General features: G+C 48.9%; 19 protein-coding genes, 1 tRNA gene and 1 pseudogene. 7 read left to right on the forward strand and 14 right to left on the reverse strand.

Annotation, left to right across the window (positions count from 1 at the left end):
- Positions 1–2 precede the first annotated feature (2 nt).
- From DWV34_RS04290 to ssnA, 7 genes are all read right to left on the reverse strand, one after another.
- On the reverse strand, positions 3–1,022 hold the full coding sequence (locus tag DWV34_RS04290; RefSeq protein WP_022260890.1) for a molybdopterin-binding protein: 1,020 nt from the start codon (positions 1,020–1,022) through the stop codon (positions 3–5).
- Between the two features lie 4 nt (positions 1,023–1,026).
- On the reverse strand, positions 1,027–1,845 hold the full coding sequence (gene yqeB, locus DWV34_RS04295) for a selenium-dependent molybdenum cofactor biosynthesis protein YqeB (RefSeq protein WP_009290391.1): 819 nt from the start codon (positions 1,843–1,845) through the stop codon (positions 1,027–1,029).
- The gene (gene hydA, locus DWV34_RS04300; RefSeq protein WP_009290390.1) at positions 1,842–3,209 is read right to left on the reverse strand and encodes a dihydropyrimidinase; all 1,368 of its coding nucleotides are present in this window, start codon (positions 3,207–3,209) and stop codon (positions 1,842–1,844) included. Before hydA ends, yqeB begins: the two co-directional genes overlap by 4 nt.
- Positions 3,210–3,234: 25 nt before the next feature.
- Entirely contained in the window at positions 3,235–5,802 is a 2,568-nt protein-coding gene (xdh, locus tag DWV34_RS04305) for a selenium-dependent xanthine dehydrogenase (protein WP_022260891.1), read from the reverse strand.
- Between the two features lie 26 nt (positions 5,803–5,828).
- On the reverse strand, positions 5,829–7,238 hold the full coding sequence (locus tag DWV34_RS04310; RefSeq protein ID WP_022260892.1) for a uracil-xanthine permease family protein: 1,410 nt from the start codon (positions 7,236–7,238) through the stop codon (positions 5,829–5,831).
- A 66-nt stretch (positions 7,239–7,304) separates the two neighbouring features.
- The gene (ygfK, locus tag DWV34_RS04315) at positions 7,305–10,304 is read right to left on the reverse strand and encodes a putative selenate reductase subunit YgfK (protein WP_009290387.1); all 3,000 of its coding nucleotides are present in this window, start codon (positions 10,302–10,304) and stop codon (positions 7,305–7,307) included.
- Between the two features lie 12 nt (positions 10,305–10,316).
- The gene (gene ssnA / locus DWV34_RS04320) at positions 10,317–11,651 is read right to left on the reverse strand and encodes a putative aminohydrolase SsnA (RefSeq protein ID WP_009290386.1); all 1,335 of its coding nucleotides are present in this window, start codon (positions 11,649–11,651) and stop codon (positions 10,317–10,319) included.
- Positions 11,652–11,858: 207 nt separating this feature from the next.
- On the opposite strand from ssnA, the gene DWV34_RS04325 reads away from it, so the two are divergent.
- The 5 genes from DWV34_RS04325 to arcC all read left to right on the forward strand — a co-directional run bounded on the left by DWV34_RS04325 (position 11,859) and on the right by arcC (position 17,293).
- Entirely contained in the window at positions 11,859–12,491 is a 633-nt protein-coding gene (locus DWV34_RS04325) for a helix-turn-helix transcriptional regulator (RefSeq protein ID WP_006569038.1), read from the forward strand.
- Positions 12,492–12,502: 11 nt separating this feature from the next.
- Positions 12,503–13,708: a diaminopropionate ammonia-lyase gene (dpaL, locus tag DWV34_RS04330; RefSeq protein ID WP_118475530.1), complete on the forward strand. Its 1,206-nt coding sequence runs from the start codon at positions 12,503–12,505 to the stop codon at positions 13,706–13,708.
- Between the two features lie 38 nt (positions 13,709–13,746).
- Positions 13,747–15,012, forward strand: coding sequence for a YgeY family selenium metabolism-linked hydrolase (locus DWV34_RS04335; protein WP_006569040.1), 1,266 nt, complete (start codon positions 13,747–13,749; stop codon positions 15,010–15,012).
- A gap of 55 nt (positions 15,013–15,067) precedes the next feature.
- Positions 15,068–16,261 (forward strand): knotted carbamoyltransferase YgeW, encoded by a 1,194-nt coding sequence (ygeW, locus tag DWV34_RS04340; RefSeq protein ID WP_118475579.1) that lies wholly within the window; start codon positions 15,068–15,070, stop codon positions 16,259–16,261.
- An 87-nt stretch (positions 16,262–16,348) separates the two neighbouring features.
- Entirely contained in the window at positions 16,349–17,293 is a 945-nt protein-coding gene (gene arcC, locus DWV34_RS04345) for a carbamate kinase (protein ID WP_118475532.1), read from the forward strand.
- A 51-nt stretch (positions 17,294–17,344) separates the two neighbouring features.
- Here the strand turns inward: arcC and DWV34_RS04350 are convergent, their stop codons facing one another.
- Positions 17,345–18,169, reverse strand: a complete 825-nt coding sequence (locus tag DWV34_RS04350) for a MerR family transcriptional regulator (protein WP_009290380.1) — start codon at positions 18,167–18,169, stop codon at positions 17,345–17,347.
- Positions 18,170–18,427: 258 nt separating this feature from the next.
- Positions 18,428–18,742 carry a hypothetical protein gene (locus tag DWV34_RS04355; protein ID WP_118475534.1) on the reverse strand — a complete coding sequence of 105 codons (315 nt, stop codon included), beginning with the start codon at positions 18,740–18,742 and terminating at the stop codon, positions 18,428–18,430.
- Between the two features lie 220 nt (positions 18,743–18,962).
- Between DWV34_RS04355 and DWV34_RS04360 the strand changes: the two genes are divergently transcribed.
- Entirely contained in the window at positions 18,963–19,835 is an 873-nt protein-coding gene (locus DWV34_RS04360) for a MerR family transcriptional regulator (protein WP_118475536.1), read from the forward strand.
- 53 nt (positions 19,836–19,888) lie between these two features.
- A complete protein-coding gene (locus DWV34_RS04365) occupies positions 19,889–20,395 on the forward strand; it encodes an SAM-dependent methyltransferase (RefSeq protein WP_009290378.1) in 507 nt (168 codons plus the stop codon).
- Between the two features lie 96 nt (positions 20,396–20,491).
- On the opposite strand, the gene DWV34_RS04370 is transcribed toward DWV34_RS04365, so the two are convergent.
- The 5 genes and pseudogenes from DWV34_RS04370 to DWV34_RS17845 form a co-directional block, all read right to left on the reverse strand.
- Positions 20,492–20,575: transfer RNA gene (locus DWV34_RS04370), tRNA-Leu, on the reverse strand.
- 104 nt (positions 20,576–20,679) lie between these two features.
- Positions 20,680–21,000 (reverse strand): thioredoxin, encoded by a 321-nt coding sequence (trxA, locus tag DWV34_RS04375; RefSeq protein WP_022260897.1) that lies wholly within the window; start codon positions 20,998–21,000, stop codon positions 20,680–20,682.
- Between the two features lie 177 nt (positions 21,001–21,177).
- A pseudogene (locus DWV34_RS17555) lies at positions 21,178–21,558 on the reverse strand (hypothetical protein); the annotation flags it as partial.
- A complete protein-coding gene (locus DWV34_RS18180; RefSeq protein WP_009290375.1) occupies positions 21,519–24,104 on the reverse strand; it encodes a hypothetical protein in 2,586 nt (861 codons plus the stop codon). The gene DWV34_RS18180 and the pseudogene DWV34_RS17555, both read right to left, overlap by 40 nt.
- Complete coding sequence (locus DWV34_RS17845; protein WP_006569050.1) at positions 24,061–24,189, reverse strand: hypothetical protein; 129 nt, start codon at positions 24,187–24,189, stop codon at positions 24,061–24,063. Before DWV34_RS17845 ends, DWV34_RS18180 begins: the two co-directional genes overlap by 44 nt.
- Between the last annotated feature and the right edge of the window lie 58 nt (positions 24,190–24,247).

Genomic DNA, 24,247 nt, shown 5'->3' on the forward strand with positions numbered 1-24,247 from the left:
TCCTACCTTCCAAATCCGCAGTCCGGATAAGTGCACGGATCACACTGCATGCAAAATCCTCCATGCGCCATTTTTATAAAATCTTCTCTTGTAAGCTTTTCCCCGGCCAAAAGTCTCGGCACCGCCAGATCAAACACCGTGCGCTTCGAGTACATGACACAGCCCGGCAGTCCAACAACCGGAATTCCTTTTACATAGGAAAGCATAAACATAGCTCCCGGAAGCACAGGGCTTCCGTAAGTGACCGCCTCGCCGCCGCAGTCTCTGATAGCAGAGGGCGTCACGTCGTCCGGGTCCACACTCATGCCGCCGGAAACCTGGACCATATCCGCACCCTGTCCGATAAAATCAAGGATTGCATTTGTGATTTCTTCTTTCTCATCTCCCGGAAACACCTGACCGATGATCTCTCCGTCCAGTTCTTCTGCTTTTCTTTTAAGCACCGGACCAAACTTATCCTCAATACGCCCGTCAGCGATCTCTGAACCGGTGGTCACGATTCCGATTTTTGTATGACGAAACGGCAGGACTTCGATCAGCGGGCCTTTCTCTTCACAGAGTTTCTCAAACTGTAAAAGCATGTCTTCCTCTGTCACGAGAGGAATCACTCTTGTGCCTGCCAGAACCTTTCCCTCTTCCACTGTCTTTCCGGAGTGGATGGTGGAAAAGCACACATCTTTTAAGCCGTTTAACTCGTACAGAAGATCGATATTGATTCTTAAGACACCCCGGCAGGATGCCCTGAGCTCAATTTTCCCTTCTTTCGGTTCTCCGTAAGAGATATTTGCTCCGGCGGCGGCTTTTACCATCCGCTGCGCCGCATCATCCTCGTGGACATATCCTTTTTCCAGGTCCCAGACATAGAGATAACGCTTGCCGATATCCAGCAGCTTTTCGATATCCTCTTCCTTCACTACATGCCCCTTCTTAAACGCCCGTCCTTTAAACTTGCCCGGCACGATTTCTGTCATATCATGACAGAGCACCATGCCCACAGCATCCTGAACCCGTACTTTCTTCATCGTCTCACCTTCTTCGCTGTCCTTTCTCACCGGCACATATAAGCTGAAGCACACTGCCGGCGATGCACCTTGCCTTATCTGAAATCGTAAAACAGTTATCTCTTTCTCCGATCCTGGGATCAATATCCGCGATCTTAAATCCTTTTTTCACCGGGTAGCCGTCCCGGATGATTCCCCGGACGATCCCGTCAAGAGATGCGAATACAGACACCTCTGTGCCGCCGTCTTCTCTGATCACGGCAATGACATCGTCCTTTTTTACCTGTGCGGCAATCCCGGTCCGCCCGTACAGGATTCCTTCTGCCGGAGCGTGAATAACTCTTTCTTTCCCGTATCCCATAATCCTGCCGGGAACGCCTGTGTCAGCCATGGCAGGACCTTCTTCGATGACCCTTCCGAGGTTATGGCCCCGCATCGTCTCGATCACATAATCCACATCTTTGCCTGCGCTAAATCCCGGTCCCAATCCAATGGTCAGCTTTGCCATATCCCTTCTGGTCCCAAGGTTTCTTTTTGCAAGAATAGCATCCACCACCACATCGGGTTTTATCTCTCTGATAGAATCCCCCTCCGAATCAACAAGCACCACAGGTCTTGACGGATTAACCATGTCCATGGCTTCCTCCAGAGAATCTGCATGCACAGCGGTCAGGCCCTCCACAGATGCAGTTTTTTCATATACGGCTTCACAGAATGCCACCTGCCTGCGGATAGCAGACGGATGTTCTGTCTCTAAGACAAGGACCGGATATCCTGCCCTGCTCAGCTGATAAATGGTCCCGGTGGCAATGTCCCCGCCGCCTCTTACAACGATTGGCTTCATAACATATGAGGTCCTCTCTTTATAAATTTTCCTTGTTTTTCTTTCACAACTTTTCCTCCATCGGTCACAAGGCAGCCTCGCAGGAAAACTTTATCGATGGTTCCCTTTATTTTTATCCCCTCAAACGGGGCATAATCCACATTCTGTTCCTGTGTCCGGGCAGTGATGATATCTTCACCCTCTGGATCAAGCACAGCGATATCCGCATCGCTTCCTTCGATGATACAGCCTTTCTCTGGATAAAGTCCGTAAAGCTTCGCAGGGTTCTCTGACAGCACCCGGCACATCTGCTGGGGTGTCAGCCTGCCTGAGCCCACTCCATAAGTATAAAGTAAAACGGCTCTGGTTTCCACCCCCGGCATCCCATTTGGAATTCTGGTAAAATCATCCTTTCCCATATTCTTCTGTTCCACCGTAAAACTGCAGTGATCCGTGGACACTGTCTGAATTTTTCCCGTCCTCAGTCCTTCCCAGAGTACTTCCTGGTGTTCCTTCTTCCTTAAAGGCGGGGAACAGACATAATTTCTTCCATCTTCTCTGCGCTCATAAAAAGACTCATCCAGCAGCAGATACTGGGGGCAGGTCTCCGCAAACACCGTCTGTCCGCTGTTTCTCGCCCTCTCGATGACATCGAGCGCCTCCCTGCATGTGAGATGGACGACGATCACCGGAATATCCACCTCTTTTGCGATTGCCAGCAGCCGGTTGACTGCCTCCGCTTCCGCCCCGTCAGGCCTTACCCTCGGATGGGCATCGGCTCCCAAATCCCCTCTCTTTTTCGCCTCTTCTGTCAGCGCATCGATCATTCCTGCGTTTTCACAGTGGACGCCTGTAATGCCGCCGATCTCTTTCATTTTCCTGAGCGCCATAAAAATATCATGGTCATTTAGGATCATGTCCTGGTACGTCATATAAAGTTTAAACGATGTGATCCCTTCTTCCATCATATGCTCCATAGACTCAGCCGTCTGCTCATTCCAGTCGGAAATTGCCATGTGGAAGGAATAATCACAGGAACTTCTGCCGTCCGCCCGCATATGCCAGTTTTCGAGTGCCTTCTCCAGCGTTTCGCCTTTATACTGGGTGGCAAAATCAATGACCGTCGTAGTGCCTCCCTTTATGGCCGCCCTGGTCCCTGTGTCAAAATTATCTGCCGTCACTGTCCCTGCGACTTCCAGCTGAAAATGGGTGTGAGCGTCAATGAAACCGGGAAACAAAAGTTTCCCGGTCACATCGATAACAACGGCCTCCGGATCATTAAGATCCGGTCCTGTCTTTGCTATTTTCTCATTTTCAATCAGAACGTCGGCTTTCTTCATCTGGTCTCCGGACACAAATGTCCCGTTTTTCAATAAGTATTTCATCGAAAACCGCCTCCTTTTTATATGATCATGATTTCTTTTTTCTTGCATATGGTGTGTTCTTAAGCGGAAGTTTCTGCTCAAATATACCATTCTTTTTATAATACGCAGAGGCCACAGCCGGTGCCGTTGGGATGGACGTGATCTCTCCGACTCCGATGGCTCCGCATGCAACCGGAAGGCCTGCTTTCTCTACGATCCGGCTCTCCACCTCCGGCACTTTATCTGCCCTGAAAAGTCCCAGGGTTCCGTATTTTGCCGTCGGCTTCAGCTTTTCATCGATCGGATACTGTTCGGTCAGCGCAAATCCAAGGGACATCACCACACCGCCTTCGATCTGCCCTTCCACCGAGAGAGGGTTGATGGCTTTCCCCACATCATGGGCCGCCACCATCTTTTTGATCGTTCCGTCCTCATTCAGCACACAGACCTGAGTGGCATATCCGTAAGCCACGTGGGACACCGGATTTTTCTTATCGCTTCCCATCGGATCGGTCTCTGCCAGATATTCCCCATAGAATTCCTGTCCCTCCAGATCCGTGATGTTCTTTCCCCTGACCGCTTCGTTGTAGAGAGCGCATGCCCTCCTTACCGCCTCACCGGTGACCAGCGTCTGCCTGGAACCGGAAGTCGTCCCGGAATCGGGAGCCAAGATGGAGTTGGAAGCCTCATAGACGATATCATCTCCGGACAGTCCGGTCTCTTCTCCGACTACCTGGACCAAAACAGTCCCAAGTCCCTGTCCGATACAGGATGCACCGCTTCTTATATGAAGTTTCCCACTAATCACCTTCAAAATACATCGTCCGGTGTCCGGGATGCCCACGCCGACTCCGGCGTTCTTCATGGCACAGGCGATGCCTGCGTCCGGATACTCGTCGATAACGTCTTTTACTGCCTCCAATGTCTCTGCCAGTCCTGTGGAGTCATCCACAATCTGTCCGTTGGGAAGTTCCTGTCCCGGCCGTATGGCGTTGCGGTAGCGGATCTCCCACGGGGAAATTCCCACTTTCTCCGCCATCAGTGTCAGAACCATCTCCAGCCCGAAACAGCTCTGGGTCACGCCAAACCCCCGGAACGCGCCTGCCGGTGGATTGTTTGTATAGTACGCCCGGCCTTCGATCTCAAAATTCTGGTAATTGTACGGACCTGCCGCATGGGTACAGGCCCTCTGAAGCACGGGTCCCCCGAGGGACGCATAGGCTCCGGTGTCAGAGATGATACTTGCCTTCACTCCCTGAATGATTCCATTATCGTCACATCCCATGGTAAATTCCATATCCATAGGGTGACGCTTCGGATGGATCAGAATGCTCTCGTCTCTGGTTAGTTTCACCTTCACGGGTCTTTTTAAAAGGTAGGCAGCCAATGCCGCATGGTGCTGGACCGTCATATCTTCTTTTCCTCCAAAACCGCCGCCCACCAGCTTATTTTCCACATACACCTTTTCCGGCGAAATGCCGAGCATTTCATAGCATTCTCTCTGGGTATCATACACCCCCTGATCCGAGGAGTAAACTTTCACTCCATCTTCTTTATATGGAAAAGCCACTGCGCACTCCGGTTCCAGAAATGCATGTTCTGTCCACGGAGTATGAAACTTTTTGCTGATCACATGTCTGGAATTTTTAATGGCTTCCTCTGCATTCCCCCGGCATACGTATTCTCTTGCCAGGAGGTTGCCGTCACTGTGCACGAGGGGCGCATCGTCTCTCATGGCTTCGTAAGGGTTCTTCACCGGAGTGAGTTCTTCATATTCGACCCTCACCAGTTTTTTCCCCTCAGCTAACGCCTCCTCGCTCTCAGCCACCACGAGGGCAATGGAATCTCCCAGATATTTTGTCGTTGTACCTTCCGGAATCAGTACATACCAGTCCCGTTTCAGATGTCCGGTCCGGACATTCCCCGGGATATCCTTTGCCGTGATCACGGCCTTCACACCGGGAACGGCAAGGGCCTTTGAGCCATCGACAGACAGTACCTTTGCCCTGGCATATTCCGAGCGGACGGCGCTTGCAAAAAGCATGCCTTCCATCTCGATGTCATCCGTATACTCCCCGGTACCCAGTACCTTTTCTCTCACATCCAGCCGATGGACTCTCTCTCCCACCTTCCACTGTCCGTTCTCCTTCGGAATCTTCTTTCTCTCCCGGAAAAGTCTGGCCGCAAGTTCCACCGCATCCATGATCTTTTTATATCCGGTGCAGCGGCAGATGTTATTCCTGAGTGCGAAAGCAATCTCCTTCCTCGTCGGATTCAAATTTACATCCAGGAGACCCTTGGCGCAGATGACCATTCCCGGAATACAAAAACCGCACTGGACGGCCCCCGCCTCCCCGAATGCATAGACGAAAACCTCTTTTTCCTCCTCGGGAATACCTTCCACCGTGAGGATCTCTTTGCCGTCCATCTTTGACATCATCGGGATGCAGGCTTTCACAGCCTTCCCGTCCACCAGCACCGTACAGGTGCCGCAGGCTCCCTGGCTGCACCCGTCTTTGACAGATTTAAGCTTCAGTTCGTCTCTCAAAAAACGGATCAGTTTCTGGTCCTTTTCCACAACATATTCTTTTTTATTGACCATACATCGGAACATACCTATCCCTCCATTCCCGTCACATCTTACAGCGACTTAAGGTTCTTGAAATTCTTTTCTTTGACCGTAAATTTCAGAGGAATCCTCCTGCGGACCCTCACTTTTTCTTCCTCCTGCGGAATGATCAGGTTCAGTACAACTGTGATCAGGGTCGCCAGTACAACCGCTGATTTTCCGAAAACCATCATGACCCATGACGGAAACAGTGAAAGAGAATCCGGAGCCAGTGTAATGCCCATTCCGACAGCCACTCCAAGACCGACGATCGCCGTATTCCGGTTGTTGAGCCCGGCTTTTGCTATCAGTTTCACTCCTGTCATGGCAATAGAGGCAAATACAGATATGGTCGCCCCTCCCAATACACACTGAGGGATCGTGGTCAGCAGAGACGCGATCTTCGGAAGCAGTCCTGCTGCCAGAATGATCCCTGACGCCAGATAAAATACTCTCTTCGTCACAACCTTCGTGGTTCCCACGATTCCTACATTCTGGCTGAAGGTAGCTGTGGGAAGGCCGCCGAACAGCGCACCGAACAGGCTGCCCAGTCCGTTTCCGATGATGCCTCCGGAGAGTTCCCGGTCCGAAGGTTCTCTGCCCAGGCCTCCCTGTGTTGTGGCCGTCAGATCCCCGATGGCCTGCACCGAGTTCACGACAAACAGGATCGACATGGTAATCATGGAAGAGGGCTCAAACTTGATCCCGAAATGAAGGGGCCTCGGAAGCTGCACCCAGGACGCCGAGAGGACCGGACTGAAGTCCACCATTCCGAGAATGACGGCGATCACATATCCGACACAGATACCGATCAGGATCGCGGAAAGTTTCAAAAATCCTTTCGTAAAATGGCTCAGTCCCACGACTACCGCCAGCGTGATCAGGGCTACCGCCCAGTTCTTAACACTGCCGTAATCCTTTGATCCGGTGCCTCCTGCCATATATCCCACCGCTACCGGATATAGGGAAAGCCCGATAGTAAATACTACCGTTCCCGTCACGATCGGCGGAAATAAAGAACGGATTCTTTTGATAAAAATACCTACGATGACTGCAACGATTCCGCCGGTCAGCTGTGCGCCGAACAGTGTAGCCAGATCAAATTCCTGGACTACCGCCTGCATGGTTGCCAGATATGCAAAACTGACACCCATGATGACAGGCAGGCCGGACCCTACTTTGTTTTTTAACGAAATAAGCTGCAAAAGCGTCGCCACCGCAGCGACGATCAGCGCGCCCTGTACAAGGACGATCTTATCCTCAGGTGAGATCTCACCTCTTGATAATGCGATCCCGGCTACGATGATGGCCGGTGTGACACATCCCACGATCATCGCCACTACATGCTGCAGAGCCAGAGGGAGCGCCTGTTTGTACGGCGGCTTCCCATCGGTCAAAAACAGCTCTTTTACTCCTGTCTTACTCTTAAAACTATCAAACATATCTACTATCTCCCTGCTGTCCGCTCAACAGCCCGCTTTGCCGGACTCCCCGTTCCGGACCGCAGACTAAAGCAGATAAAATGCGTAGTCTTCACAGATGACGGTCATCAGCCTTCTCAAACCTTCTGTCACTGCAGAACTCTCATCCTCCAAGTTCACTGTCATTGTTTCTCCCAGATACCTTACCAGACATTTCTTTTCTTCACGGTCCAGTACAAAAAATCCGTCATTTTTACTGTTTTCCATATCCTTTTCATTGGCAAACAGAGTAAATTTATCCAGATAAGGCGCACTGTCGTACGGGCAGAAGCTCCTGCAATTCCCGCACTCATTGCACATATAGTCGATATGAACGACCTGGTCTTTTTCGAATCCCGGCACATGGATGGATACATTGGCCCGGTTCGGACAGACATCCACGCAGTTTTCACATACAACATCGCAGCCGAGACATCTTTTGCTCTGGTTTTCTTCTTCCTTTGAATCCTTCAGTATTCCTTTCTTCTCACAGCAGTCTGACTTTTGCGCAGGATTGTCGTTTCCTCTGGAAACTGAAGATCCGAGAATGTCAGAAGCCGCAAGCATGGCATCTCTCATGCCTTCGACTACCGTAGCCGGGCCGCAGAGTCCGTCTCCGATCACGTAAATGCCTTCCTGGCTGGTCATCAGCGTTTCCGGGTCGGTCTTTGCCCTTCCCCTGCTGTCCACCTGAATTCCGTTTTCCTGATAAAAATCTGAAGGCACCTGTTCTCCCACCGCGGCGATCACCGTATCCGCCGGTATTCCTGTGCGCTTACCGATACTCTTCACACTTCTCCGTCCTGTCTTATCCGGGTCGGAAAGTTCCATAACCTTACAGACCAGTTCTCCGTCTTCCAGGAGTACCGGTGACAAAAGTTCCTTAAATTCCACACCGTCTTCCACAGCCATCAAGAGTTCTTCTTCATCGGCAGGCATATACCGTTTCGTCCTTCTATAGACCAGATAGACGTGCTCCACGCCCTTTGTCCGCTTCGCCGCCCGTGCCGTGTCCATAGCAGTATTTCCGCCGCCGATCACTGCAACGTTCTTTCCGATCATCACATCCCCGTCTTTTTCTTTAAACTCTTTCAGGAATTCCAGCGCATTGATCACGCCGCCTTTTTCCAGTGAGAGTTCTCCCGGTTTGGATGCCCCCACAGCCAGAATTACCGCGTCATATCCCTGCTTCCTCAATGCCTGTGCATTTTCAATCTCTACGTTCAGCTGTATGTCAACGCCGAGTTTTCGAAGGAAGGAAGCGTCTTTCTCCACAGATGCAGCCGGAATCCGGAACTCCGGAATCACATGGCGCACCACGCCGCCCAAAGAATCTGTCTTCTCGTACAAGGTTACTTCCGTTCCTGCCTTCGCAAGGTAATACGCACACGCCATGCCGGCCGGTCCGCCTCCGATAACAGCGGCTTTTTTGCCGTTCTTTTCTGCCGGATTCAAAGAGTTCAGGACATCTTCATAACCTCCCATGGCTGCCTTCAGTTTATTGTCTCTGATATGTACAGGTTCCTCATAAAAATTTCTCGTACATTTGCTCATGCAGTTATGGGCACAGATGGTTCCTGTGATAAACGGAAGAGGGTTTCTCTCCATGATGACTTCCAGCGCCTCTTTGTATTTTCCTTCGTCGGTCAGCGGCATGTATGCCGTAATATCCTGATGAATCGGGCATCCCTCCTTACAAGGCGCCACATAACAGTCCAAGAGCGGAACCGGCTGTTTCATTTTCCTGGAAGGAAGCGGCTTTGCGGCTTTTACATGGTGCTTATCTGTCCTGGCCTTCACGGCAAGCTCTGAAACCGCATTCACGTCAACGCCTTTGAACGGAAGCATGACTCCGCGTTCCTGAAGCTTCTCCGCCATCTGAGAAAGCCGCTGGTAACCGCCCGGCTTCAGCAGAGTAGTGGCCACCGTGACCGGCCATATTCCTGCCCCCACGATTTCTGCAATATTATAGGCATCCGCGCCTCCGGAATAAGAAATCCTTAATTTTCCTCTAAACTCTTCAGACAGCTTTGCTGCCAGGGAAATAGACAGTGGAAATAATGCCTTTCCTGACATATACATCTCCCCGCTCGGAAGCTGGTTTTCTTTCACATCCACCGGGAAAGTGTTGGTAATCTTCACCCCAAATTCCAGGTTCTTTTCATCCGCCAGCTTCATAAGCCTTGTGAGCATCGGCACCGCATCCTCATACTGTAAATCGTCCTTAAAATGAAAGTCCCCGAACACCATGTAGTCATAGCCCATGCCGTCCATGGTCTTTCTGGCAAATTCATACCCGAGCAGTGTCGGGTTGCATTTGATAAAGGTATGCAGGCCTTTTTCTTTTAATAGGTAGTCGGCGATGCTTTCAATCTCCTGGGGAGGACATCCGTGAAGAGTCGAAATCGTCGCAGAATTGCATATATCGGACGGAATAGCTTCAATATCTTCCTCAGTGACATTGTGAAGCCGTTTTGCCATAAGCTTGGCTTCCCTCATACATTCTTTGAAAATACTGCTGTCTTTTGCCTCCGTCATCGTGTCGATAAAGGTGTTGATCTTTTCAGACTTGATGCCTGCCAGGTCATAGCCCACACTGATGTTAAACTGGAATCCGTCCGCAGCACCGAGACCGTATTCTTTTGAAATAATATGCAGCAAAAACCACGCCTTTATGTATTCTTCCATCGCCTGGGGCACATAGAGCTCTGTGGACCATTCACAGTTATATCCCTCATCCTCTGCAAGTATACACGGTTTATTGACACAGGCAGACAGTTCTTCTCCGTCCATGATCTGTACGGTTTTAAGTTCAAAAAATCTGCTGCCCGCCACGTAAGCTGCCGCGATGTTCTGGGCAAGCTGTGTGTGGGGTCCCGCCGCCGGTCCGATCTGTGTCTCCAGTTTCCGTCCGAAAATTTGTACGGTCTCAGACGGATCAGCCTCGTAAGGCCTGCGGACACCAAAGATTGTTCCCTTCTCTTCCTTTTCTCTCAGCACCCAGTCAAGGAGCTTTCGAAAGGGAACTGACGTCATAATATCACTCATAAATTCATCCTCCTATCGGTTATTGATCGTATCGGCCAGTTTCTTTGCCTCTTCTCTGCATTTTGCCATGGCCTGGGCTTCATCGGCCACCAGGAGCCTGCGGTCTTTCATCAGAACCTTTCCGTTTCCGATGGTAGTCACTACATTTCTTCCGGTCATACCAAACAGGATATGCCCGTTTACATTGCTTTCATTCATCGGTGTCAGCGGATCGTAGTCAGCGATGATGACATCTGCGGCCGCACCTTTTTTAAGAACTCCAAGCGGGGACTTAAAATACCTGCCCGCGATCTTTGCATTGTTTTCAAAAAGCATCTGCGGCACTTCCGCCCATGCGGTATTCGGATCGCACAGAGAATGTTTATGCAGTAAATTTGCCACCTTATAAGATTCTGTCATATCATGGGTATAGCCGTCGGTTCCAAGTCCGGCAAGGATTCCCTTCTGTACCATCCTCATCGTCGGAGGGCAGCCGCAGGCATTTCCCATGTTGGATTCCGGATTGTGGACGACCATCGTGTCCGTATCCCTGATCAGATCCATCTCATGCTCATTTACATAAATACAGTGTCCGAGCAGAGTCTTCTCTCCCAGTACTCCGCAGTCCATCAGCCGGTCGATGATCCTTTTTCCGTAGTGCTTCAAACAGTGATGAAGGTCCTCGATGCCCTCTGCCACATGGATATGGTATCCCACTTCCTCCGGCTTGTTGGCCGCCGCCAGTTCCATCGTCTCATCGGAGATGGTAAAAGACGCATGCATTCCCATCATGCCGGCAATCATGTCTGTATCATCCTTCAGAGTATGCTGAATGAACCTTGCATTTTCCATAACCGCTTCCTTTGCTTTGTCCATTCCGTCCCTGTCGGAAACTTCATAGCACAGACAGCTTCTCACTCCCAGTTCTTTTGCCGCTTCTTCTATAATAAAGAGACTGTCCGTAATGCTGCCGAAGCTGGCATGGTGGTCGAATACCGTCGTCACACCGTTTTTAATGCTGTCAATGTAGGTAGCCCTGGCGCTCTGTAAGATCTGTTCCTCCGATAGATTCCGGTCTATAGTCCACCACATGCCGTCTAAGATGTCTAAAAAGCCTTTCGGATCGTATCCGTCAATGGAAAGTCCTCTGGCCATGGCGCTGTATATGTGCTCATGGGTATTAATGAAGGCGGGCATAATGACGCCTTTCTTCGCATCAATATACTCCGCCTCTTTATATGCCTTTCTTATGTCCTCTGTTTGGCCGACTTCTATGATCTTATTTTTGTCCATCACAACAGCGCCGTCCTCTAAAAATGGGCAGCTGACATCTCTTGTGATCATTCTTCCGTTCCCGACAATTAACATAAATTGACCTCCTATTCTTTGTGCAGGTACTCTTTCGATAATCTAAATATAGCATCCTAAAATTTAAAAAACAACCGTTCCGGAGCATGTATACAAAATATTTTTGTGACATCTAAAAATTTTTGTATTTTTTTATTGCAATCCTAAAAAAACGTGCTATGATTAACTTATCAGGCAACCAAAACACTCAGAAAAGGAGTGATCAATATGAATCCGGAGCTGGAACTATTAAAGCAAATGGCGCATACGATCGCCATGCAGTTCGGCAGGGACTGCGAAGTCATTATTCATGACCTTACAAGTAAGGATATGGAACATACCATCGTACACATCGAAAACGGACACGTCACAAACCGGAAATTAGGAGACGGCCCTTCCGCGGTCGTTTTAGAGACACTTCACAAACATCCGGAAGACATCAAGGACCACTACGCATATCAGATTAAGACATCCGACGGCAAAATATTAAAATCCACAACAACCTTTGTAAAAGGGGATGACGGAAAAGTACACTATATCGTGGCCATCAATTACGATATCAGCGCTCTTTTAATGATCGACGCTTCCCTTCAGTCTCTGATGCATGTGGAGGAACAGAAAAAGGATGAGCCTACCGCTATCGTGGGAAATGTACACGACCTGCTGGACAGTCTGATCGAACAGTCTGTCACTCTGGTTGGAAAACCCGCTGCCCTTATGAACAAGGAAGAGAAAGTAAAGGCCATTCAGTTTTTAAATGATGCCGGAGCCTTTCTGATCACAAAATCCGGTGATAAAGTCGCCAAGTACTTTGGCATCTCAAAGTTTACTTTATACAGCTACATCGACGTCAACAAATAAAGGAGATCTATATGGAAACAATCAAATGGGCAGTCAATGAAATGCCTGAAACCGATGACCGGCATTTAAGCATCATGGCACTGGATGAGATAAAGAAAGCCAGAACGTTCCATGAAAGCTTCCCCCAGTACAGCAAAACACCGCTGGCCAGGCTGGACCAAATGGCGGGTTATCTGGGGCTTAACAGTATTTATGTTAAGGATGAGTCCTACCGTTTTGGGCTGAATGCATTCAAAGTCCTCGGAGGGTCCTTTTCCATGGCCCGCTACATAGCAAAAGAAACAGGAAAAAAGGTAGAAGCCCTTCCTTATAATGTTCTCACTTCCGAAGCGCTGAAAAAAGAATTCGGTCAGGCAACCTTCTTTACCGCAACAGACGGAAACCACGGAAGGGGCGTCGCATGGGCCGCAAACAAACTCGGACAAAAGGCTGTGGTATTTATGCCGAAGGGCTCCACACAGACCCGGCTTCGAAATATATTAGCCGAGAATGCCCAGGCTACCATAGAGGAAGTCAACTACGATGAATGTGTCCGCATGGCTGCCGCCGCCGCAAAAGAGACACCTCACGGCGTAGTCGTACAGGACACAGCATGGGATGGATACGAGGAGATCCCTTCATGGATCATGCAGGGCTACGGAACCATGGCAATGGAAGCCGACGAACAGCTTTCTGAAGACGGCTGCGGACGGCCTACCCATGTGTTCATCCAGGCCGGCGTCGGATCTCTGGCCGGAGCAGTCCAGGGCTACTTTGCCAACCGTTATCCGGAAAACCCGCCGAAAGTCATCGTAGTGGAAGCCGAATCAGCTGCCTGCCTCTACAAAGGTGCCGCAAAAAAAGACGGAAGCATCCAGATCGTGGACGGTGATATGCCGACCATCATGGCCGGGCTTGCCTGCGGGGAACCGAATACCCTCTCCTGGGATATTTTAAAAAACCATGTGGATACTTTCACTGCCTGTCCCGACTGGGTAGCCCGAAAAGGAATGCGGATGCTCTCCGCTCCGCTGAAGGGAGACCCGCAGGTTATCTCCGGGGAATCCGGCGCAGCTCCTTTCGGACTCCTTGCAAGCCTCATGACCATGGAGGAATATAAAGATCTCCGTGAGCATTTAGAACTAGACCGTGACTCAAAAGTTCTCCTCTTCTCAACCGAAGGAGACACAGACCCGGACCGCTACAAACAGATCGTCTGGGAAGGAAAAGATCAATAAGAACCTGAAATCTCAAAGCATTTAGGAGGATATTTAGAATGGATTTTAATAAGATCAAAGAAGCCGCACAAAACTACGAAGCAGATATGACAAAATTCCTGAGGGATATCGTAAAATTCCCAGGGGAAAGCTGCGATGAGGAAGCTCATGTCAACAGGATCGCCGAAGAAATGAAAAAACTTGGATTTGACAAGGTGGAGATCGATCCGATGGGCAATGTCCTCGGATATATGGGAACCGGTGAAACACTCATCGGATATGACGCCCACATAGACACTGTAGGTGTGGGAAATCTTGATAACTGGGAGTTCGATCCCTATGAGGGCTTTGAGTCCGAGACAGAGATCGGCGGACGAGGTACTTCCGATCAGCTGGGCGGCATCGTCTCCGCTGTTTACGGCGCAAAGATCATGAAAGATTTAGGCATGCTCAGCGACAAGTATACGGTCCTTGTAACCGGAACCGTCCAGGAAGAAGACTGCGACGGCCTCTGCTGGCAGTACATCGTCAATGAAGACAAAGTCCGTCCGGAATTCGTCGTCTCCACAGAGCCGACTGACGGCGGCATTTACCGCGGCCAGAGAGGGCGTATGGAGATCCGCATCGATGTGGACGGAGTCTCCTGTCACGGTTCTGCCCCGGAACGCGGCGACAACGCGATCTACAAAATGGCGGATATCCTTCAGGATGTGCGTGCCCTCAATGAAAATGACGCTGAGGACGGAACCGAGATCAAAGGTCTCGTAAAAATGCTGGATGAGAAGTTCAATGATCAGTGGAAAGAAGCACGCTTCTTAGGACGCGGCACCGTGACCACCTCAGAGATCTTCTTCTCCTCTCCGAGCCGTTGTGCCGTTGCAGACTCCTGTTCCGTATCTCTGGACCGCCGCATGACAGCCGGCGAGACATGGGAGAGCTGTCTGGATGAGATCCGCGCTCTGCCGAATGTGAAAAAGTACGGCGCCAAAGTTTCAATGTATGAGTATGCAAGGCCGTCATGGAAGGGACTTACCTACCCTACTGAGTGCTACTTCCCTACCTGGGTGATCCCGGAAGACCACGACGTGACCAATGCGATGGCAGAAGCTTACGAAGGATTATACGGAGAACCGCGCATCGACAAATGGACCTTCTCCACCAACGGTGTCTCCATCATGGGACGGTTCGGAATCCCTTGTATCGGTTTCGGTCCGGGACACGAGGATCAGGCTCACGCGCCGAACGAAAAAACCTGGAAGGCAGAGCTTGTGACCTGCGCCGCTGTATACGCAGCACTTCCGTCCATTTACTGTGAAAAGAAATAAACCATTTTACTGTCATTGATCAGATTTGATTTTTTAGGAGGAATCTACTATGAAAATGAATACATTACAGGACTATATCGACCGCTTAAACCAGCTGAATTTTAAAGAAATGTACCAGAATGACTTTTTCCTGACCTGGGAAAAAACTGACGACGAACTGGAGGCTGTATGGCTGGTAGCCGATGCCCTCCGCTTCATGCGTGAGAACAACATTTCCACCAAGGTATTTGAAAGCGGTCTCGGGATCTCTCTGTTCCGCGACAATTCTACCAGAACACGTTTCTCCTTTGCCTCTGCCTGCAACTTACTCGGACTTGAAGTTCAGGATCTGGATGAAGGAAAATCCCAGATCGCTCACGGTGAAACTGTGCGGGAGACAGCCAACATGATCTCCTTCATGGCAGACGTGATCGGAATCCGGGACGATATGTACATCGGAAAAGGAAATGCTTATATGCACGAAGTGGCTGATTCCGTAGAACAGGGAAATAAAGACGGAATCCTGGAACAGCGCCCTACTCTCGTGAATCTCCAGTGCGATATTGACCATCCGACCCAGTGCATGGCAGATATGCTCCATATCATCCACGAATTCGGCGGTGTGGAAAACTTAAAAGGAAAGAAATTAGCCATGTCCTGGGCCTACTCTCCTTCTTACGGAAAGCCCCTCTCCGTTCCTCAGGGTGTCATCGGCCTGATGACCAGAATGGGCATGGATGTAGTGCTTGCGCATCCGGAAGGATACGATGTAATGCCGGAAGTTGAGGAAGTCGCAAGAAAGAACGCAGAAAAATCCGGCGGAACTTTCACAAAGACCAACAGCATGGAAGAGGCATTTAAAGATGCCGACATTGTCTATCCAAAGAGCTGGGCTCCTTTCGCAGCTATGGAAGAACGCACCGAACTTTACGGAAACGGTGATTTTGACGGTATTGACCGCCTGGAAAAAGAACTTCTTGCCCAGAACGCAAAGCATAAAGACTGGGCATGTACAGAGGAACTGATGAAAACAACTAAGGACGGAAAAGCCCTTTACCTGCACTGCCTGCCTGCCGATATCACCGGTTTAAGCTGTGAGGAAGGCGAAGTGGATGAGAGCGTCTTTGACCGTTACCGCAATCCGCTCTACAAAGAAGCAAGCTACAAACCATATGTGATCGCAGCTATGATCTTCCTGAGCAAATTTGAAGATCCTCAGGCTATCCTCAACAAGCTTGAAGAAAATAAAAAGCCAAGAATCTTTGAATAATCTGAACTGCTAATTTCTAGTTTACCGCCACTTACATTCCGACAATGACGTTTGTTCGTGGCGGTTTCTATTTTCAGGAGGTATCCCATGTATACTAGAAAAAGAATCGTCATCGCTTTAGGCGGCAACGCTCTGGGAGATTCACTGCCGGAGCAGATGACTGCCGTTAAATCCACATCCAAAGCTATCTGTGACCTGATTGAAGACGGCCATGAGGTTGTCATTGTCCACGGAAACGGTCCCCAGGTCGGCATGATCAACAACGCCATGAGTGCATTAAGCCGGGAAGATGAGAACCAGCCAAACACTCCTCTGTCCGTCTGTGTGGCCATGAGTCAGGGCTATATCGGATATGATCTCCAGAATGCCATCCGGGAGGAATTGAGGAAGCGAGGGTTCCTCCGGACACCGGTAGTAACGATCATCACACAAGTCCGGGTAGATGAAAAAGATCCGGCCTTCGATAACCCATCTAAACCGATTGGCCGCTTCCTCTCCAAAGAAGACGCGGATTTTCAGGCCAAAGAATACGGCCATATCATGAAAGAGGACGCAGGCCGGGGCTACCGCCGGGTCGTAGCTTCCCCAAAACCGAAAGAAATCGTAGAGCTTGGGGCTATCCGCAATCTGGTGGACTCCGGACGTGTCGTGATAACCTGCGGCGGCGGCGGAATTCCTGTGACTTTAAAAGGCGACCATTTATCCGGCGCCAGCGCGGTCATCGACAAAGACTTTGCCAGCGCTCTGCTGGCGAAAGAACTGGACGCGGATGTGCTGATCATCCTGACAGCCGTGGAGAAAGTAGCCATCAATTTCGGCAAAGAAAATGAACAATGGCTGTCCGATCTGACCATTGAGGAGGCAGAGCGCTACATCGGGGAAGGACATTTTGCTCCCGGTTCTATGCTTCCGAAAGTACAGGCCGCTATCGACTTTGCAGGTTCTAAGGCAGGACGTACTGCCATGATCACTCTTTTGGAAAAAGCAAAGGACGGAATCATGGGAAAAACTGGCACACAGATTCACAAATAACCAGAGACATAAAGGGCACCCCTTTCCGGGAGTGCCCTTTTCCATGCCTGTTTATACTTCTTTTTTCTTGACCGGAAAACATACTTCTGTTACCAGATCCTCCGGTGTCCTGGCATCATGCGGACTCACATGGTAAATGCAGACCGACGGCCCGTCAAAGTCATACCCGTTTTCACAGATCCATTCCGCTACCGCCTTATTTACTCTCGTAATCTGGTCATAGCTTCCTTTGTATGTCACAGATGCTATCTGCATTTCGTCCACATACTTGAATTTTACATGCTCCGTGTCTTGATAGGTTCCATCGACAGACACCTGGATTTCCACATCCACATCACTTTCCTTAAACCCTTTGTCATGGAACACAGCAAGTCCATAGCCTGGATTTTCCGGTTTCACGTTCTGCCCCGCAATCTCCTTATTTAGTGTCTCCCACAGCATTCCTTCACAGTCGTAGGCAGGAATCACCTGTCTCACACTGGCTACATACCTCTTCGGCAGTGTTTTTAACGTCACATTATAATCCATAAAGTTTCCATCCTTTCTCAGCCACTGAATCGTATTGTCAAGAAGTCTGAGTTTTTGTTCCGTTTCCTGAGCCTGACAAAGAAGTTCTTCCCTCTTGATCATCAGGAATTGTTCCATCTCTTCCTCATTTTCGTATTTATTCAGGATTTCACCTATAACAGACAGTCCAAATCCCATAGTCCTTAATGCCTGTATAGTATCTGCCTCCGGAAGCTGGGATTCGCTGTAATATCTGTATCCAGTACTTTCATCTACCGACTCCGGTATCAATAGTCCGATCTTGTCATAATGGCGCAGCATACGGATGCTGACTCTTGACAGTTTTGAAAAATCTCCGATTCTTAACATCATTTACACCTCTCACATATGTGGTTGTTCCTGAGCTCATCTTCAATATAGACTATATCACTGTGTCAGAGTCAAGGGACGATTGAAAAAAATTTTTATTTGCTTACTGTCCGGACTGTGTTTCCTCTTTTCAGAAGCGATATCTCTGTGGAGCTGTTTTAAATTTTGGGAGATAGAAAATCAGCTGTAATTTATAGAGATAAGTTTTTGATATTTTCCACATAATTTCCGTTTGGCTCTTAGAATGCCTCTCTCCAATCATGTGGAAAATGGACGTAATATCTGTTGGAGAAGGACCTCTGTCAAAAAAAGGTTCCGCCTGCGATACTTTTTCTCCATTGTCGGAAGGAGGCCTTTCCAGAGCCGACTGGAGATAATGGAGAAAAACTCGTAACTTTCTTCAAACCGCTGTTTTCCTTCGTCTGTGACACCCGTCTGCTGCCGCAGATTTACCACCGGGACTTTGGCTGCCCCTGTCATGACTCTTGTAATCTTCAGGGTTTGCCCATTTGCCAGCTTAGAGTGGAAAGCTGCCCCTTTATCCGTTAAAACAGTATCTTCCCAACGATTCATAATTTTCCCTCCTGATATTACATCATAGTTTACAGAATTCATTTACTACTTTGCCGGATCATGATCTCTGTAAAAAATATATCATGGTAAATAAGGGCATAGTAGGCATTTTCCATAAAATATTCCGTCCGTTCTTTGAACCCATTGCTAAAATAAAATCTCTCTGTTGATACAATAAAACGCATCCAATATAATCAAAGGGAAAGGAGATGCGTATATAATGTTCAAAATCGGAGAATTTTCCAAGCTCACGCAGGTTACAGTCCGAATGCTCAGACACTATGACCAGACAGGCCTTTTAAAACCTGCACAGATCGATCCAATGACCGGATACAGAATGTATTCCGTGGAACAGATTCCTGTATTAAATAAGATCATCTATTTGCGGGACAGTGGGTTCCAGGTCTCTGAAATCAAGGAAGCCCTTCATGCCGAAAATCCTACCTCTTTGACAGAGCTTCTTGATAAAAAATTTACGGCAATACTGAATACTATAGAAATTGAGAAAATACGGCTGAAAAAAATAGAGCTCGCGAAACATGAACTCTTGGACAGTCAAAACGAACTGCATTATCAAGTTTCAATAAAATCTATCCCCAGCTGCCGGGTGCTCTCTATAAGAAAAATAATCCCCGACTACTATGCGGAAGGGGACCTGTGGAAAAACTTGTCCGAATTTGCCTGCAGTCATCATATAGCAATAACAGATGATGCGGCATTCTCTATCTATCATGATACAGAATATAAAGAACAGAATGTCGACGTTGAATTGTGTGTTCCTGTCCAGAGCTTCAGCGAGAACAAAGGCGGCTTTATATTTCGGGATACAGAACCTGTCCCGTTCATGGCCTGTACAATGGTATATGGACCTTTTTCAAATATTGCAGGGGCATATCAATCTTTTGCAGGCTGGCTCCAAAAAAATGAACAGTTTCAAATGTCGGGCCAGAATCGCCAAATTGTACACCGCGGCCCCTGGAATGAACATAATCCTGAAAACTTTCTCGTCGAAATTCAGATTCCTCTAAAACCGCCGCTTTCTGCTTTCCATTTATCCAATGCTCCATTTTCCCTTGACCCTCACATCGTGTGAGGGTCTATATTTATTTTGTTATCAAATCAAACAGTAAAACAGGAGGTACTTTTATGACATCATTTAACATTCGGTCCATAGGAAAAATTTATACTGACGAGAAGGGAACATTCATTAAGATCGATCCGCCGTTTATCCCCGCTCTTGAGGCTTTGGACGGCTTCAGCCATATCAATGTCATATGGTGGTTTAGTGAGTGTGATTCGGACTCTGATAGAGATACTCTGGTGACAGAAAGGCCTTATAAAAAAGGTCCCAGACGAATGGGGATCTTTTCAACCAGATCTCCCCACCGCCCCAATCCGATCGCTTTAAGCACCGCAGAGATTCTTCATGTTAATCATCAAAACGGTGAAATCCAGATTGCTTATATCGATGCCAATGACAATACCCCGGTCCTGGATCTAAAACCCTATACACCAAGCCTTGACCGGATAGAAACACCTGCCGTACCCGAATGGTGCCGTCATTGGCCAAGAAGTTCTGAAGAATCGGCAGACTTTGATTGGGATCAGGAATTTAACTTCCAGGGGCACTCCCCATCCCGGGTTCCGGATTAATAATTAATTAGAATAAAGAGAACAGGGCCGCTTCAACGTCCCCATAGAACAAAAAAACGGTTAAGTTCTAAATTTGAACTTAACCGTTACTTATAATGCAGAAGAAGAGACTCGAACTCTCACGGGAGTAATCCCACTGCCGCCTGAAGACAGCGCGTCTGCCAGTTCCGCCACTTCTGCATGTCTCAAGCATGATTAATAATACACGATTCCAAAGAAAATATCCAGTCTTTTTTTGATTTTTCTTGTACTTTTTTACATACACGCCTGAAACTATTGAAAAACTACTGCTGTTCCTGCATCCACTGTTCGATCTGGTCCCTTGTTTGGGCTGCTACCAAAGGCTCTCCGGCCTTCCCGTCTTTGAATAAAATCATCGTAGGAATCGTCATCACTCCAAATCTCTCTGCCAGTTCCATCTGCTCATCAATATTGATCTTTCCAATCTGAACCGAATCTTCCCGGTCCTCTCCAATCTGTTCTAAAGCAGGGGAGATCCTTCTGCAGTAACCGCACCAGGGTGCCCAGAAGTCTACCAATACCGTTTTTTTTGCTTCTAATACCTCTGATTGAAAATTTTCTTTTGTTATATTTATAATACTCATGCTGTTTCCTCCATCTCTTTTGTAAACTGAAACTTTTTCTGTTACATTTCTTAATGTAACTATATCAGTTACATTTAAACTTGTCAAGCAGTGAATGAAAATAGACAGCCAATTTATTTAAAATTGACTGTCCAATCTCGCATCTAAGACTCCCGCCCCAGCTGTTTTATGATACTCTTATCTCTGTTTCTTTCTCCTTCTGACCACACCAATCATCATCCCTGCGGCTCCTAACATACAGCATATGATCCACATGATCTTGCTTTCCTCTCCGGTCTGTGCAGTCCCTTCCTCTGCGGTTCCCCATCCTTCTCCCGTCTTTTTCCGGGCTCTGCGCTCTGCCACTTCTCTATAGTTCCAGCTGGTCTTGGTTTTCTTCTTCGGCTTCTTTTCTTTTTCTTTCTTCGGTTTCTTTGCCGCAGTTGTCGTCTCCTCTTTCGACGTGGTTCCTTCCGCTTTCTTTTTCCATTTTGCCTTCAGGGTCAGATTCTCATGCACCGGCGTATTAAAGTCCCATTTCACTTCGTTTCCCTCCGCATCGGTGTAATACCAGCCCTCAAAAAGATATCCGGCCTTCTTCGGTTCCTCCGGCTGGCTCGCTTCTTTCCCTCCTGTAACTGCCCTCCGTCCGTATCAAACGTTACCGTGTGTTCTCCGGTCAACGCAACCGCCACTTTCACCCTGGGTCCAGCCTCCATGGAGAATGTCACATCAAAGGAGCCGGTCTTTCCCGCCGCCTTTGCCCGGTTCAGTTTCAAAAGCTGTTCCTCATCGATCTTTAAGACCGCGTTGTCTCCGTTTTCATCTTTCCCTCTGGCCCTGCAAAGCTCCGTCAGTTCTTCCTCTCCAAAGCTGTTTCCTCCGGTCGGATGGCTCACACTGTCTGCCCCGCAGCTTGGCTTCCCGCTTCCCTGGGCTGCCCCGTCAAGCCCTTCCTCTGTCAGATAGACTGTGACCGTTGCCTCTGTCCCGTCAGGAGCTGCAAACGTCAGTTCAAACTCCCCGGTCTTTTTGGATGCTTTTGCCTCGTTCAGCTTCTCGATCTGTTCCTGCTTCGGAAAGGTGATCAGATCCGTTTCGATCACACTGTCATCGCCTGTGACCGCCTTGACTCTGCTCAGTTCCTTTAGCTGCTCTTTTGTAAATGGCGCTCCGCTTGTTTTACTTATGATATGTTTGGCTTTGATCATCTCTCCGCTGTCCGCATCCTGCACGATCTCATCATACTCTCCATGGAGGCTTACAATGATCTTTACGCTCTTTTTATCCGGCGAGGTAAAGGTCAGCTCAAACTTCCCGGCTTTTCCCGCAGTCTTTGCGTCGTTGATCGTTTTCAGTTCCTTCTCATTCGGAATCAGATGCTCATCTTTATAGGTGGTCCCCTCAGCATCCTTTCCCTGTACCGAAGACAGAGTCCGCACATCGTCTGCCGTCAGTGCAAGGCCTCCGGTCTCTTTGGAAAAGCTGTTGGCTCCGATCGTAACCTCCAGATGTTCCGGGTCCACCTTCGCGGCATCCGTTCCCTCGGCCTTTAAGCAGACTTTGACTGTCGTCTTTGTCCCGTTGGGCGTCGTAAACACCAGCGGATATTCCCCCAGTTTTTTCTCTGCTTTCGCCTTGTTGATGGCCTCGATCTGCTCCGGGAATTCAAACCGCAGATCATCCATCGAAAAATCCGTCCCGTTTTCCTGCTTTCCTGTGACCTTCGTTAAGCCCTTTAACTGTTCTTTGGTAAATGCTTCCCCTCCAGTCTTACTGATCACATGGTTGGCACCGATCTGTTCTTTCGTATCCTTTTCGATCTGATTGGTGTCACGGAATAGCCCGAAATAGACCTTCGTATAAAACTTTCCGACCTCAATCGCGGTGTTCTCTTGAAACGGGGTCCCATCCACAAAGGTGTAATCAGTAAGGGACGTCCCGTCCTGGATATATCCCTGATATCCGAAATCCGGTGCCGCTGTTACATTGGATACTTTATCATTGCCTCCTGCGGATCCGATACCAGGCATACTTGTCGCCTCATCGCCTATGGCAACGACCACCGTATCTCCTCCGCTAACCTGGATATTTTTTGTATCCATGTTTCCGCCGCCATAGCTTGCTCCGATCCCCGGAGCATTGGCTCCTCCCTGCTCTTCTACATAACCGCCCGAAATATAGATCCCGTCTACTGTATTTCCATAGCCTGATCCGATCCCGGAACCCTTATCTGTTCCGGTCCCTTTGATATTCCCTCCGGAAATACGGATATTGCTTGTATATCCTCCCCCACCGCTTTCCGAAACACAGGCAGATCCAATCCCTGCCGTATGCAGTCCGGCATATGCCTCAATATTTCCGCCTTTGATTGTCAGATTAGAAAATCCGCAGTTTTTCTTATCCGCAATATTTCTCAAAGTACTGCCGATAGCGCCTACATGCCATATATCTGGATTTCCTTCGGCAAGAAGTGACCCACAGGAACTATTGCAGCGATGGCCTTCTATCCCTGCATTCTCACACTGTATTGTCAGTGTCCCATCCATTCCGTCCTTCGCCAGCGCGGCTCCTGTGCTGCCTGAAAATCCGTCCGCCGAGCTCCCCGAATTGCAGATCAGCCGGTTCTCCCCGATCAAGTTGATTGTGACGTCTGCATGGGAGACATTGATACAGTCCCACTTGGACGTAGTTGTATTCACTTTCCCAATAGTGATGCTGACATTATCCAAGGTTATATCTGTCTCTACTCCTTCCAGCACTTCAATGTTATTGGAAGTTGTCGTACCTGTGATCCAATATCCTTTCGGATTTAGGCATGTCTCATCCTGTGAAAGGCCGCCCCCGGTGGCACCATTCTCTGTGATGCGGATATCTCCCTGACTCACATCGAGCAGTGTCTGCCCATTCTCTGACAGCATTTTCTTCTTCACCGGCTTTTTTGCCTTCCTCTGCGTTGAGCCCGTCTCCTGCCGTTCTGTCGTTTCGGTTCCTCTGACTTTGGGCATTTCTGTCGATGCCGCTTCGGTCCCTTTTTCTTCCGTCGTCTCCTGTTCAGTCTCTGGGGCTAATGTCTGAATTTCAGAAATACCCCCCCCCGGATTTTCCAGCCATTTCCTCCTCATGAGCCTGCGGCACAGCCCCTGTGCCGGCTCCCATGGTCACGATCAGAGAAACTGCTGCCAGACATCTCATCCATTTCTTTTTCATTGTTCTTCATCCTTTCTTTCTGCCCTCAAGTGCACTCTTTTTTGGTCACGCTTTTATT

The sequence above is a fragment of the Anaerostipes sp. AF04-45 genome (assembly GCF_003461725.1).
Classification (GTDB): domain Bacteria; phylum Bacillota; class Clostridia; order Lachnospirales; family Lachnospiraceae; genus Anaerostipes; species Anaerostipes caccae.

What these genes read in the sequence shown, in the direction of transcription:
- DWV34_RS04365 (WP_009290378.1), top strand. Translation starts at nt 19,889, where the DNA reads ATGACATCATTTAACATTCGGTCCATAGGAAAAATTTATACTGACGAG.
- arcC (WP_118475532.1), top strand. Translation starts at nt 16,349, where the DNA reads ATGTATACTAGAAAAAGAATCGTCATCGCTTTAGGCGGCAACGCTCTG.
- DWV34_RS04290 (WP_022260890.1), bottom strand. Translation starts at nt 1,022, where the DNA reads ATGAAGAAAGTACGGGTTCAGGATGCTGTGGGCATGGTGCTCTGTCAT.
- ygfK (WP_009290387.1), bottom strand. Translation starts at nt 10,304, where the DNA reads ATGAGTGATATTATGACGTCAGTTCCCTTTCGAAAGCTCCTTGACTGG.
- ssnA (WP_009290386.1), bottom strand. Translation starts at nt 11,651, where the DNA reads ATGTTAATTGTCGGGAACGGAAGAATGATCACAAGAGATGTCAGCTGC.
- DWV34_RS04355 (WP_118475534.1), bottom strand. Translation starts at nt 18,742, where the DNA reads ATGAATCGTTGGGAAGATACTGTTTTAACGGATAAAGGGGCAGCTTTC.
- DWV34_RS04360 (WP_118475536.1), top strand. Translation starts at nt 18,963, where the DNA reads ATGTTCAAAATCGGAGAATTTTCCAAGCTCACGCAGGTTACAGTCCGA.
- hydA (WP_009290390.1), bottom strand. Translation starts at nt 3,209, where the DNA reads ATGAAATACTTATTGAAAAACGGGACATTTGTGTCCGGAGACCAGATG.
- xdh (WP_022260891.1), bottom strand. Translation starts at nt 5,802, where the DNA reads ATGTTCCGATGTATGGTCAATAAAAAAGAATATGTTGTGGAAAAGGAC.
- yqeB (WP_009290391.1), bottom strand. Translation starts at nt 1,845, where the DNA reads ATGAAGCCAATCGTTGTAAGAGGCGGCGGGGACATTGCCACCGGGACC.
- DWV34_RS04310 (WP_022260892.1), bottom strand. Translation starts at nt 7,238, where the DNA reads ATGTTTGATAGTTTTAAGAGTAAGACAGGAGTAAAAGAGCTGTTTTTG.
- DWV34_RS04325 (WP_006569038.1), top strand. Translation starts at nt 11,859, where the DNA reads ATGAATCCGGAGCTGGAACTATTAAAGCAAATGGCGCATACGATCGCC.
- DWV34_RS18180 (WP_009290375.1), bottom strand. Translation starts at nt 24,104, where the DNA reads ATGAGGAGGAAATGGCTGGAAAATCCGGGGGGGGGTATTTCTGAAATT.
- DWV34_RS17845 (WP_006569050.1), bottom strand. Translation starts at nt 24,189, where the DNA reads ATGAAAAAGAAATGGATGAGATGTCTGGCAGCAGTTTCTCTGATCGTG.
- trxA (WP_022260897.1), bottom strand. Translation starts at nt 21,000, where the DNA reads ATGAGTATTATAAATATAACAAAAGAAAATTTTCAATCAGAGGTATTA.
- DWV34_RS04350 (WP_009290380.1), bottom strand. Translation starts at nt 18,169, where the DNA reads ATGTTAAGAATCGGAGATTTTTCAAAACTGTCAAGAGTCAGCATCCGT.
- dpaL (WP_118475530.1), top strand. Translation starts at nt 12,503, where the DNA reads ATGGAAACAATCAAATGGGCAGTCAATGAAATGCCTGAAACCGATGAC.
- DWV34_RS04335 (WP_006569040.1), top strand. Translation starts at nt 13,747, where the DNA reads ATGGATTTTAATAAGATCAAAGAAGCCGCACAAAACTACGAAGCAGAT.
- ygeW (WP_118475579.1), top strand. Translation starts at nt 15,068, where the DNA reads ATGAATACATTACAGGACTATATCGACCGCTTAAACCAGCTGAATTTT.